Source organism: Streptomyces sp. NPDC026589 (assembly GCF_040638385.1).
In the GTDB taxonomy this organism is placed as follows: domain Bacteria; phylum Actinomycetota; class Actinomycetes; order Streptomycetales; family Streptomycetaceae; genus Streptomyces.
Genome location: NZ_JBEZYG010000001.1, coordinates 293020 through 306090 on the forward strand (window position 1 = coordinate 293020; position 13071 = coordinate 306090).

Annotated in this window: 7 protein-coding genes; 6 read left to right on the top strand and 1 reads right to left on the bottom strand. The window is 67.6% G+C overall.

Annotated elements, in window-relative coordinates:
- Nucleotides 1-4: 4 nt before the first annotated feature.
- A complete protein-coding gene (locus AB0F29_RS01340; RefSeq protein WP_361866569.1) occupies nucleotides 5-1369 on the top strand; it encodes a DUF317 domain-containing protein in 1365 nt (454 codons plus the stop codon).
- Between the two features lie 166 nt (nucleotides 1370-1535).
- Here AB0F29_RS01340 and AB0F29_RS01345 read toward each other — a convergent pair whose 3' ends face one another.
- Nucleotides 1536-2432, bottom strand: coding sequence for a DUF5655 domain-containing protein (locus AB0F29_RS01345; protein ID WP_361866570.1), 897 nt, complete (start codon nucleotides 2430-2432; stop codon nucleotides 1536-1538).
- 574 nt (nucleotides 2433-3006) lie between these two features.
- Here AB0F29_RS01345 and AB0F29_RS01350 point away from each other — a divergent pair.
- The 5 genes from AB0F29_RS01350 (at nucleotide 3007) to AB0F29_RS01370 (ending at nucleotide 12967) form a co-directional block, all read left to right on the top strand.
- The gene (locus AB0F29_RS01350) at nucleotides 3007-4575 is read left to right on the top strand and encodes a TIGR02677 family protein (RefSeq protein ID WP_361866571.1); all 1569 of its coding nucleotides are present in this window, start codon (nucleotides 3007-3009) and stop codon (nucleotides 4573-4575) included.
- On the top strand, nucleotides 4575-5996 hold the full coding sequence (locus AB0F29_RS01355) for a DUF2398 family protein (protein ID WP_361866572.1): 1422 nt from the start codon (nucleotides 4575-4577) through the stop codon (nucleotides 5994-5996). The genes AB0F29_RS01350 and AB0F29_RS01355 overlap by 1 nt, the downstream gene beginning before the upstream one ends.
- On the top strand, nucleotides 5993-10312 hold the full coding sequence (locus AB0F29_RS01360; protein ID WP_361866573.1) for a TIGR02680 family protein: 4320 nt from the start codon (nucleotides 5993-5995) through the stop codon (nucleotides 10310-10312). The genes AB0F29_RS01355 and AB0F29_RS01360 overlap by 4 nt, the downstream gene beginning before the upstream one ends.
- Nucleotides 10309-11589 carry a TIGR02679 family protein gene (locus tag AB0F29_RS01365; protein WP_361866575.1) on the top strand — a complete coding sequence of 427 codons (1281 nt, stop codon included), beginning with the start codon at nucleotides 10309-10311 and terminating at the stop codon, nucleotides 11587-11589. The genes AB0F29_RS01360 and AB0F29_RS01365 overlap by 4 nt, the downstream gene beginning before the upstream one ends.
- Before the next feature lie 214 nt (nucleotides 11590-11803).
- Complete coding sequence (locus AB0F29_RS01370; protein WP_361867016.1) at nucleotides 11804-12967, top strand: protein kinase; 1164 nt, start codon at nucleotides 11804-11806, stop codon at nucleotides 12965-12967.
- Nucleotides 12968-13071: the final 104 nt, after the last annotated feature.

Here is a 13071-nt window from a genome sequence, read left to right on the forward strand (position 1 = left end):
CCTCATGCCACCCGCAGCCTCCATCGACGCCCACGTCCGCCTCGACGTCCACCCCACGCACCCCAGCGCCGTGACCGCCACCCTGACCGGCACCCAGGCCCGCATCGCCCACATGGGCCTGGAGGCAGCCGACTGGACCGTCGTCGCCAACAACGTCCTCGCTCTGGTCCGCATCGACTCCGAAGAGCCCTACTGGGCACGCGACGCTGCCAAGCAGCTGACCGCCGAGGGGATCACTGTCGAGATCACGCCTCGGCTCCAGGAGGCCATGGACGAGGAATGGACCTGGGCCAACTACCCGATGCCCTGGTGCACCCGCAGCGAGATCCGCGAGGTCTCCAACGAGGCCCAGAAGATCCACGACGACATCCGCAACGGCCACCTCCTCATCCACGCCCACGCCCACGACGGCCACACCACCGTCGCCGTCGGCACCTACCTGCACCGCACCGGCAAGTCCGTCTACCTCCACGGCGAGAACCACCTGCGCCAGGTCGCCGACACCTTCGACTCACCCGCCCAGGCCCTGCTTACCTTCGAGAAGGTCCACGGCGCACAAATGCGCCCCGGCCCAGCGCCCCTGACCGACACCGAGCGCTCCGCCGCCGAAGCCCGCACCCCGCTCGCTCTCACCACCAAGCCCGAACCGGTCTCCGCGGAACCGGAGGCCGTCCCCGTCTACCTGGCCAACGCCGGCGACCACGACGCTCTCCTCGACGGCTTCCTCGATACGCACGGCGAGTTCCAGAAGTGGCGAACCTGGTCCGACGAGACGGCCCACGCCATCCACGAGTCCCAGACCCTGCGCATCGAGCGCGTCCACGAATCACAAGCCCGCGAGACGGCCTGGACCATCGCCGCCTACGAAACCCCCGTCTCCGACCGTATGTGGTTCCTCACCGCGACCGGCGCCACCCCCGCCCCGGTACTGCAGGAACTGCTGAACCACCTCGCCGACGGCTGGGACACGGCAGTCGGAGCCCCGGTGGACGAGAAGACAGTCACCACAGCCACTCAGCCGCTCACGGAAGCCGGGTGGAAGCACACCTTGAATGGGTACGGGATCCGCTGGACGTCCCCCGACGGGGAGGCAGGTGTTCAGTTCGACCCACTGACCGCGCAGCACCCCCAAAACCCAGCCACCTGGACCATCTGGGCCGGCCCCGACCCGGACCGGCCCACCTGGGCCATCACCGCGTCCCCGCGCACCCCGAGTTCGCTGATGTCCGATCTCTCCGAAACCCTCGCCCACGACACCGGACTGCGCCGCCCCCAGACCACGGGAACCGGACCCAGGACGAGCCTCGTCACCAGCCCACCCGCCATACCAGCGGGTGCGGCCGGCCCTGCCCCCAGCCGTTCACGCTGACCATCGGCGCCCGAGAGCGGGGCAACATAGCGCGGGATCGCCGGTTAGCCAAACCGGCGATCCCGCGCATCATTGACAGTCCACCGCCACGTCCCACCCGCACGTCGAAAGGCATCACCCCACGACCTCAGAGCAGCCACGAAACGGCCGAGAGGCCGGCAGGCGATCACGCCGCCGCGTAACTCGCCCGGAACAGCTCCTGCGCACGCTCCACGTCACGCAACGTACGGAGCTGCACCTCCAGATCACCCGTCCCGTGGTGACCGAGCCCGGACACGTCCCGGGTAAAACCCGAGACGAGTTCCACGTCCTTCGGGTCGACCTTAAGGTAGACCAGCAGCTTGCTGCGCTGCGGCGGACAGAGGCAGGCGAAGTTCCGCAACCGCTGATACGCCCGGTACTGCTTGCGCTCCACGCGGTTCACGCCGTCCCCGAGCCCGAGCAGGGCCTCGTCGACCGCGCTCGCCAACACCACCATCGCCCCGTCCCCAACGCCAGCCGCAGCCTGGGCAACAACCTGGCGCCGTGCCCGGCGGGCCACCTGCATACCGCCGCTCACAGACGCCACGGTCTCAAGGCCGAGCAGGTCGCTGCCGAAGAGTCGGTAGCAGACCAGGTCGATCGAACGCCGGTGCTCGCGCACGGCGTGCACGTCGTAGCGGGTGAAGTCGCCAGCGATACAGATCAGGCGCGGGCCGCTCCACAGGACCTGGGACGCGGCCGTCACCCCGAGTCGGTCGCGGACCAGGTGCTCGAACTCGGCCCGGTGGTCCATCAGCCACGTCAGGTAGAACAAGCCCTGGTTGATCACGCCTGCGTCCGTGCCGCGTTTGTACTCCACGATGACCGGCGATCCGTTCTCGTCCAGCCCCAGCGAGTCGATCCGGCCCCCATGGACCGGCCCAGTTCCGTACTCGCTCGCCAGGAACCGCACCCCCAGCAGAGTCTCCATGTGCGCCTCAACGAGACACTGCACATCGGCCTCGACCTCAGCAAGACGCGGCGTGACCTCAGTCATGCTGCTATCCGTTGCATCCGTGCGGAACAGCTTCAGGCCCGACACCTTCCCCTCCTCGACTCGAAGATCGACAACGCCGAGTAGATGCAGGATTGTTTCCGTGAGGGGCTTCTGAGCTGTGAAGATTGTGCGAGATCCTACGTGCGGCCCAGCCAGGGAACGCTTGCGTCTCCCCACCATCGGGGATCTACGATTCCCCCATGTGTCCCCCGCTTCCCGGGGGACAGCGCAAGGAAGCTGCGTTTTCGCAGGTCAGCCCCCGTAGCTCAGTGGATAGAGCAGGTGCCTTCTAAGCACACGCTGGCTCAGACTGCAGGGGCCAGATGATCCAGCGACGTTGCTGCGTTCGCAGTCGATCAGGCCAGCAGCGCTCTCCCCAGTCGGGCGTCCGATGCCGCACGCCCGTAAGGCGCCATCTGGGACGAGTTCATCGGATCTTCCGCGTCTGGCAGTAGCAAGTTCTTTGGCAGGAACCGCTTGTGTGCACGCGGGCCCCGACGCTCCGATACATCAGCCAATAACCACACCATAAATAGGCCATTCGTTCGAATTCTACGGTCATTGTCAGTGCCGCCTGTCAAGGTATGCGAGATGCGACTCGAGACGAGGGGCAGCATTGGTGTTCCAGCGAGATGACTCGGGAGTTTCCGAGTCATTCGATCTTGATTCATTGACAGTGGGCGACCGCCTGCGGCTGTTCAACTTCACCCAGCGCGATGACCACGTGGCTTACCTGTGGGTGCTGCGGGCGATGAACGTGCTACGTGCCGTCCACCAGCTGCAGGTCCACCCCGACGACGTAGCCAGCGCTCTCAACGAGCTCGCGACAGCGCATGACGAGGTGCCGTCTGCCGCAGACTTGAACCTACGAGCCATGCTCGACAACCTGTCCGCGGACAATGAGCAGGTCCTCTACCGGGTGGAGGACGCGGCGCGGTGCGGCAATTTGGCCGCGTACCGAAACCGGCAGTCGGTCTACCAGTTCACGGAGATTGGTTACCGCGTCTATTGTGCCGTGGAGGAGGTCATCGGCTCCCGCGTGCAGGACGCGAACCTGTCACGGCTGGTCTTCGCCGACATCCTGTCGGACTTCAAGGCGCTGGCGGCCGCGAACCGGGAAGGCGACCGGGACGAGGTGTATCGCAAGCTCGCGCGCCTCGACAGTGTGCTGGAGGACATGACGCAACGGGCGGCGCGTTTCTATCTGACCCTCAACGACGTGGCGCGTACGACGGATATCTCCCCGGAGACGTTTCTGCGCTACAAGCACGCGTTGCTGGCGCACATGAGTGAGTTCACGGCAGAGCTGGAACGCTACGCACCCCGGCTGGCCGAGGCCGTGTACGAGGTGGAGGACAGCGGGGTGGAGACCCTGTTGGAGCGGGCCGCCGGTGTAGATGAGCGGCCCATGATGCGTCCGGCCGCGCGGCTTGAGGACTGGCGGCGGCGCTGGACGGGACTGCGCCAGTGGTTCTTGGCGGAAGGTGCTGGGGAGACCAAGGCCGCCCAGTTGCAAGGCGCTACCCGCACCGCAATCTCCGGGGTCATCGCCCTATTGCGGCAGGTGACGGAGTCGCGGCGAGGCGGGGTGAGCCGGACCACCCAGCTGCGGCATCTCGCCACCTGGGCGGCCGGGGCGCCGGATGAGCAGGCGGCCAACGCTCTGGTGTCCGCTGCTTTCGACCTGCGCTCGGTGCGGCATCTGTCGGGCGCGCATGACGATGGTGATCAGATCTCGCCGCGTACGACGTGGTGGGATGCGCCCGGGGTGGAGGTCAGCATCAGCTTGTTCAGACATGGCAAGCGGCCGGCGCCGGGCGGCCCGCAACCGGTCCGGGCGAGCCGTGGTGCCCATGCCCGGCTGCGTGAGCAGCAGTTGGCGGAGCGGGCCGCGGACCGGGAGGCCGCCACGGATCTTCTGGACCATGGGCCCCACGATCGGGTGCTGAACGCGGCGGAGACCCGGGCCGTGCTCAAGCTGCTGACCCGTGCCCTTCAGGCGCGGACGATCGTGGCGGGCCGACTGCGATCGGGGACCGGCAGTAGCGACGTCCTGACGCTGCGCCTGGTCCCGAACGAGCGCGGCAGCCAGCTGCGGACCGAGACCGGCACGCTGCACCTGCCTGGCTTCACTCTGGAGATCAAGCCCCATGGTGCGATGCGTCGACGCCGAACGGAGACGTCCTGATGCCCGCCCATCGCGTAGCCGCAACTGTGGAGCCTGCGGACCTTGGCTCGTACCAGCAAGCGGCCCGGCTCATGCTGCTGCACGGCGTCGTCAACGAGAGCTATCCGCGGGCCAAGGCCCTTGCGCTGGTGCTGCAGTGGGCCGACGAACTGGCCAAAGATTTCCGGGATCTGTTCGGCTACTCCTTGCAGACCAGCGCCCGTCACGCACGGCTGCTGCGGCGGCTGGATGCCTTCGATGCCAGTCAGGCGTTCCTCACGGTGAAGAGCAAGAAGCCGTTCGACCGGCGACGGCTGGCCTATCTTTGCCTGATCCTGGCGTGCCTGCACCGGTCACGGGTCGAGATCAACCTCGCCGATCTCGTCAAACTCCTTGCGCCCTCCGCCAATGCGATCGAGCACCTGGGCTTCGATGCGACCGCACCGGGTCACAAGGATGCGGTCGTTGACGTGGTGGACTGGCTGGTCGACCGCGGTGCGCTGCGGATCTCCGACGGGTCCATGGAGGACTGGGCCCGTGACCACGACCGTGGGGACGCGCTGTTCGACATCGACCACGACGCCTGCGCGGCTCTGTTCCGGCCGAACAAGCCCCTGCAACATCTGGTCAGCGCCTCTGGCCTGCTGGACACGCCGACCGCCGGCACCGGACGGGACCCCCGTCGGCGGCTCGCTGCCCAACGAGCCCGGCGGTTGCTGATCGAGTACCCGGTAGTCTACTTCGGCGACACCGACGCGGAGACGGCGATAGCGCTGCGCCAGCCCACCCTGGCCGAGGACATCGCACGGCTGACCGGGTTGCCTGTCGAGCGCCGGGCCGAGGGAATCATGCTCGTCGACACCACAGGGCACTTCACCGACAAGAGGTTCCCCGGCCGCGGCGGAGCGGTCAACCGCACCGCCGGGCTGATGCTCGCGAAGATCGCGGACCTGCGGGAGGACCCGGACCGAGTCGGCGGTCTCCAGTACCTGCTGCCCCCCGATCCGATGGACGAGCACGCGGACCTGGTGAGCCGTCTCGATATGGCCCTGCCGCAGGCCGGCACGCTCGAAGCCCTCGCTCACGACCCCCACGCGGACAACGGCCAACACGCGGACGAGGCCGATCCGGACGCCCCAGAGCATGCAGGGCAGACGGACTTGCCCTTCGTGGAACACGGCACGCTCGAGCAGATGATCACCGAACTCTATGAAGAGTTCGGCCCCTCCTCCTTCACCAACAAATGGCAAGGCGATCCCGGCGGGCTGCTGGCCGAGGCGATCGCGCTCCTGGCGGACCTGTGCCTTGTCCATATCGTCCCCGGCGGGGTCCTTGTGCGGGCCGCGGCCGGCCGCTACCGCAACATCACCGCCGTCCTGCCACGTCCCGCGCTCGACGGCCAGTTCGCTCTCGACTTCCCCACTGAGGAAACTTCTCGATGACGCTCATCCCTCATTCCCGCACCGCTGACCAGCCGGAGGTTCGCTTCAAGCCCACGCGCGCCGGGGTGATCGGCCTCTGGGACTACACCGACGAGGAGTTCGTCTTCGCCGACGGCCGCCTGGTCCTGCGCGGGCACAACGGCTCCGGCAAGACCAAGGCCCTCGAAGTGCTGTTCCCCCTCGTACTGGACGGTGTCCTTGACGCGCGGCGTCTTGATCCGTTCAGCGGCGAGGAGCGGACCATGAAGTCGAACCTGCTCTACAAGGAGCAGGAGTCCGCTTACGGCTATGTGTGGATGGAGTTCGCCCGCACCGGACCCGATGATGAGGTCCTGGAAGCCGTCACAGTGGGGATCGGCATGCGGGTGACCAAGCCCATGTCTACTCCGGCCCGCTTCTTCTTCGTCACCGAGGGCAGGGTCGGTATCGACTTCGGTCTGCTGGATGCCGCCTCGCGCCCGCTGCGGGAGAACGCCCTGAAGAAGCTGCTGGGCGAAGGGACCATCTACGCCACGGCGGAGGCATACCGTGAGGCGATCGATGACCGGCTGTTCGGGCTGGGCCGCGAGCGCTACAACCAGCTGGTCAATCTTCTGCTCCAACTGCGGCGCCCTCTGCTGGCCAAGGACCTCGACCCGGTCAAGGTGTCCGACACCCTCACCGCCGGACTCCGCCCCGTCGATGATGCCCTCGTCCTCCAAGCTGCCCGCGACTTCGAGAACCTCGCCGAGATCCAGGCGCTTCTCAACGCCCTTATGGGGGCGGATACTGCAGTCCGGAACTTCCTGCGTGAATACACCAGTTACCTGCGTGCCCATGCCCGTGACCGCGTCGACCATGTTTCCGGGCGCATCCAAGACACGGCCACCCAGTGCGAGACGATCATGGAAGCGGCGGGCGACCGCCGCACCGCCGAGCGGCAGCTGACCGCGGCGCAGCAGGAGCGGGACACCGGCGAACGCCGGTGCAATGAGATCGACGCCCGCCTGACCGAGTACAAGAACCACGACGCCATCAAGGAGCAGGACGGGCTCAAGGAGCTGCGCGAGCGCGTACGCACCGAGCGCCTGGGTATCGCCGGCAGTGAACGCCACCTCAACCGGGCCCAGGAGAGCTTGGCCACTCTCAAGCGAGAGGCGGACCGCGCCCTCCAACGGCACGATGAACTGCGCAAAGCTGCCTCCCGGCACACCCACGACCTCATGGACGCGGCGCGCCGTTGCGGCATCCTCCACGACGACGACACGCTGGATCTCGGTGCTGAGCTGGACACGCATATCGCGGGTCGGGTTGCCGCGCGTCGCAGCGAACTGCAGGACGTACAAGACCTGCTCGGCGCCTTCGAGAACGCCAGAAAGGACCAAGAACGCGAGCAGGAGCACTGTGACACGGCGAGCGGCGAGCTGACTGAGACCGAGCGGCAGTCCGCCGCAGCGGCCGAGAAGCTCACCATCGCCCGCATCGAGACCGGCCAGGAACTGGACGACTTCATCAGCCGCTGGAGCGGCAGCGACGACACCCCAGTCCTGGTCGCCGCCGACGGCGACGTGCTGCGCGCGGCCATCGACCCCGTAGAGGAGCCCGAAGCGGCCCCACTGCCGGAGGTCTTCCACACTCTCGCCGACCGGCGCCGCACCAGCGCACTGACCCGCGTCGAGACGCTGAAGCGGGAGCACCGCGACATTGCGGACGCCCTGCGAACCAGGCAGACCGAGCGCGACACCGTGGCAGCCGAGGGCGACGATGCACCCCCCTCCAGTGACCTACGCCCTGCCAGCCGCGATAAGCGGCCGGGCGCTCCGCTGTGGCAGCTCGTACGGTTCGCCGATCACATCTCCGACAGCCACGCGGCTGCGGTGGAAGGCGCCCTGTACTCGGCCGGCCTGCTCACCGCCTGGCTGCACCCCGACACTGCACTGACCGACCAGGCACTGCACGACAAGGTCGCCGACGCCTATCTGCGCCCACTGCCTCCTGCTCAGCGCCCCACCGGACGCACCCTGGCCGATGTCCTGCTCGTCGAAGATCAGCAGCACGTGAACTCTGCCGCCGTCCAAGCTGTTCTGGCCTCCATCGCCGTCATGGACGACGCCCCGGCAGCGGACGATGCCCTGTCTGCCCCCTCGGTGACCACGGGGTCGCACTTCTGCCTCGGAGTCCAGGTCGGTGCGCACCCCAAAGCTCAGCCGGAGTACATCGGGGCCACCGCGCGGGCCGCCCGCCGGCGCGAACGGCTGGAACGCCTCGAAGAATCCATCGCCGTACTGGAAGCTGAGCTCTCCGGCATCGAGGAACAGCAGCAGTACGCGCACGAAGCATTCGACGACTTCGACCGCGCCAGGCGTGAGCTCCCCCGCACCCAGGCGATCACCGAAGCCGTGCGTGAGGTGGCGGTGGTAGCGGAGAAAGTCGCCGGAGCCCGCCGCCGCCTCACCGAGGCACGCAAGCGACTCGACGGGGCGATCGCCCGGGCCCATGAGAAGAACCGGCAGCTTCGCCATGCCGCCACGGCCGCGCGACTGCCCACGCATCGAGAGGAACTGGACAACGTCGCCCAAGCCGTCGACGATTTCACCGACGCTGGCAGAGCGCTCTCCTCCTGCCGTGAGCAAGCCGATGATGCCGAGCGCGACATCGCCGGCCGCAAGGAGATCGTCGAAGAGCAGACCGAGTCCTGCGCAGAGCAGGCCGAGGCGCTGCAGGCACGCAAGGACGAGTTCGCCGTTCAGGAGGAGCGTCTACGAACCCAAGAGGCAACGCTCGACGCCCCTCTGCAGGAGATTCTCCAGCAGATCGCGGAATCCGAGGAACAGCTCGCGAAGGCACAGACGACATACGCCCGTGCGAAGAAGGACGCGGAAGAGCAGCGAGACCGGCTTCTGAAAGCCGACCATGCCCTGCAGTTCGGCCGTACAGCACTGGCCACGGCCGTGGCCGAGCAGGTGCGCACCACACTCACGCTGGAGCCGTACGCCCGGCCCGACCTTCTCGGCCTGCTCGAAGCAACCGCCGACACCCTCTGGCTACCGCACGACATGTGGCCGAGTCCCGAGCAGGCAGTCCAAGCCCTCATGGACAGCCTCACCTCGCCCGATACCTCCCTCACCGGCACGGAGGCCGCCCGACGCGTCGTCCCCGAATCCGTCGCCTCATTGATCACCGCGCTCGACGAGGCGACCCGTGGGCGCCCGATCACCGCGAGCCTCCTGAAGACCGTCACGACAAAGATCTCCACCGCCATCACCACGCTGGAGTCAGCCCTGCTGGAATCCGACCAGGGCTACCTCTTCGAGTGGGAGCCGGCCGGCGACATCATCCTGGCCCGGGTCACCGACAGCGAAGGACCCGCACCCGTAGCGGACTTCGGACGCCGTTTGGCCGAACAGCTCGCCGACCAGAGCGTGCTGCTGGAAGACAAGGAACGCACCGTCCTGGAGGACGGGCTCCTGACCGGACTGGCCCAGCAGATCCACGACCGCACCATCGCCGCCCGCGACCTGGTCAAAAGCATGGACGCCGATACCCGGGCCAAGCCGATGTCCTCCGGTGCGACAGTTGGCATCAACTGGGTCGTCTCCGACGCCCTCACCGACTCCGAGCAGGCCGTCAACAGGCTGCTCGACAAGGACGCCTCCGGCCTGGGCCCCGCCGGGCTGGCCGAACTCCGCTCCCACCTGCGCAGCCAGATCCGCGCCAAGGCCGCTGCCGACAAGAAGCGCAGCTACCAGCAGGTGATCGCCGAGGTCCTGGACTACCGCACCTGGCGCAGATTCGAACTCCGCCTGTTCCGGCAGGGCATGAGCCCGGAGGAGAAGAAGAAGGGGGAGCTCCTCACCAAGGCCAAGCACAGCGTGATGTCCGGCGGTGAGAAGTCCGCCTCGATCCACCTGCCGCTCTTCGCAGCCGCCCACGCCCAGTACAGCTCCGCCTACCCCACCTGCCCGCGCCTGATCGCACTGGACGAGGCATTTGCCGGCATCGACGAGAAGTACCGCCCCGACCTTCTCGCCCTCACCGCCAAGTTCGACCTCGACCTCTTCATGACCGGCTACGACCTGTGGATCACCTACCCCGAGGTGCCTCAGATCTCGCACTACGACATGAAGCACGACGAGGCATCCCACACCGTCTCCGCCATGCTGCTCGTCTGGGACGGCGAACAGATCCTCGACGACCTCGAATATCCCGGATCCGACGACCTGGCCGCCGAACTCCTCGGCTTCACACCCCGTCGCCACGTCCCCGCGCAGGCAGGACTGCTCGGTGACATCCCCGACGACGAACCGACGAGCAACGACGCCGAGGAGTCAGCATGACCAAGGCAGCAGAGATATACGAGCGCTACCAGGGCCCTGAGTTCCGTCGCCTCCTGGCCGCTGCCCGGCGTTCGCTCGAGCGCAACGGCGGTGAGATCGAGGGCTCCATCGGCCTGACCAACCCGACCACAGCCGAACGCAACGCGGTCATCGGCATCACCGGCACCTACCGCTCGGCCGACGTCCGCCGCATCACCATCCCCCTCGCGGTGCTGGAGGAGAGCGTCCGCAACGTCGCGGGCATGTCACTCCGCGAGGTCCTGGAACGGATCGGCCCCGAGCTGCGCTTCCGCGCCGATGAGCGGACCACACTCGAACAAGCCCGAGAGAGCATCCTGGCCGAGGGCGAGTCCAGCCCACTGCACACCGAGCACCCCTGGTACCGGCAATGGCTGGCCGGCCTCGCATCCGACGGCACCATCACTGGCCTGATCAACAAGGAGGACACTCACCTCCTCAGCCAGGCTGTCCGCGTCCTGGAATTCCTCTACAGCCGACCCAGCGGGTCACCGCCGGTCATGCTGCCCTCCCTGGCCGACGCCACCACAGGAGACACCAAAGCCCTCAACCCCGGCCGCGGCTCGCTGCCGACCCTGGTCCTGCGAGCCCTGGCCATGGCACGCGGAATGCCACTCGAATCAGGAGCCGAGGCCCGACGCGAGCTTTGGGACGCCTTCGACGTCATCGTCGACGACCTCGCCAGCCGCGCCCTCGTCCTCAACCTTCCCGCGACCGGACAAGGGCTGGGCCAGTGGCTGACCGACGCCGCCCGCTACGGCACCCCCTTCCACATCACCCTCCACCAGCTCATCACCCTGCCGATCACCGTGAACCTGCCAACGGTGTACGTCTGCGAGAACCCCGCCGTGCTGCGCCGCGCCGCCGGCGAACTTGGCACAAGCAGCCCACCACTGATCTGCGCAGAAGGCCGCCCCTCAACCGCCTTCCACCGCCTTGCCCGGCTCATCGTCGACAACGGCGGTCTACTCCGGTACCACGGCGACTTCGACTGGCCCGGCATCGCGATGACCAATGCATTGCGCACTCGCTACGGCGCCGCGCCCTGGCGTATGAGCAGAGCGGACTACCTCAACGGTGTCCGTGCCGACACCGACCACGTCCCACTCAGCGGCAAGCCCCAGGGCACATCGTGGGACCCGAAACTCGCCGAGACCATGGCCAGGGAGAGAGTCGCCGTCTATGAAGAAGCGGTCGCCGACACTCTCCTCAACGAATGGGCGACGGCCACGTACCGCTCCACGAGGGAATCCGGATAGTCGCGCCTCTCGTATCGCCTACGAAGCTACCGGCGAACTCTGTGGTTGTGAGGCAGCCCGGGGCTGCGGTGCCAGGGCCGCCCGTACCGCGTGACAGGGGGCTGCAGTCCCGTCCCGGGTTGGTGATCGCTTCGCTAGAGTTGTGGCGCAAGTGGTCAGGCGTCCGTTGAGCGAAAACAATTCTGGGGGTAGTGAGGCGATGGACGCGGTACCCATGACAATCGGCCGGTACGCGGTCGAGCGCAGGCTCGGAGCGGGAGGGATGGGAGAGGTCTACCTCGCTTACTCGGCCGCAGGCGAACCTGTTGCGGTGAAGGTGATCCGCCCCGACCGCACAGATCCCCACACCCGCGCCCGCTTCGAACGTGAGGCGACGATCGCGCGCACGATCTCGGGAACCGGCCGGGTGGCCCGGTTCATCGATGCCGATCCATTCGCGGAGCAGCCTTGGCTGGCTATGGACTACGTTGCTGGCCGGCCGCTTTCCGACGTAGTCAAGGACCAGGGGCCACTGGCCCCGGCACTGGTAGCGAGCCTCGGCGCACTGCTGGCCGAGGGTCTGAACGCCGTCCACGATGCCGGTCTTGTGCACCGCGATCTGAAGGCGCAGAACGTCATGCTGGGCGACTTCGGTCCGGTGATCATCGACTTTGGGCTCGGTGCGTTCCTCGGCGCGTCGAAAGGTTCGCTCAGTCAGGCGGGGATACTCATCGGCACGGTCCGCTGCATGCCGCCCGAGCAGGCGCTGGGACAGGTGGAGGTGACGCCGGCCGCCGACGTGTACGGACTGGGCACGGCACTGCTGTACGCAGCGACCGGTCACTATCCGTACGACGGCGCCCACTGGGCGGCCGTGGCCGCACAGGTCGCCAACGCGGAGTCCGGGCCGGACTTGTCCGGGATGCCTGGCGAGCTCGCCCTGGTCGTCGTGCCGATGCTGGCGTACCGGCCTGAGGACCGCCCCTCGCTGGAGGAGGTGACACGGGAGTGTGTCGATCTCATGCGTACGCTGGGGACCAGCCCGGCCCGTGCACGGCGTGCACTGATCCAGGCGACGACGGCCGTGGAGCACCCCACGATGGTGCTGCCACAGCCGGACGCACGAATGCTGGACCGGCTCGATGAGCTCGAAGTACAGCTTCGCGAGGAACCGGACCCCAGCCCACCGACGCCCCGTGGCCCGACAGCGGGCGAGGGACCGGCGGCCGAGGACGGGACGACTCCATCGACAGAGCCGTCTCCGGTAACTGCCACGAGGCCCGGAAGGCCGGACGGTCCCAAACTCCGCCCGGCACGCCCCCCTGCTTCCCGCCGCGTCGCACAGGAACTGCGCGGGCGCTACGCGAGGGGCCCGGCGCTCGCCTGGCCCAAATCTTGACCCGCTGCCGACAATCCGCATCCCCCTCCTGCCGACGGGCAGACCCGTGCGCTACACAGGGCAAGGAGCGGACCCGCACATGAGCACTCCGCAGACCACGAGCA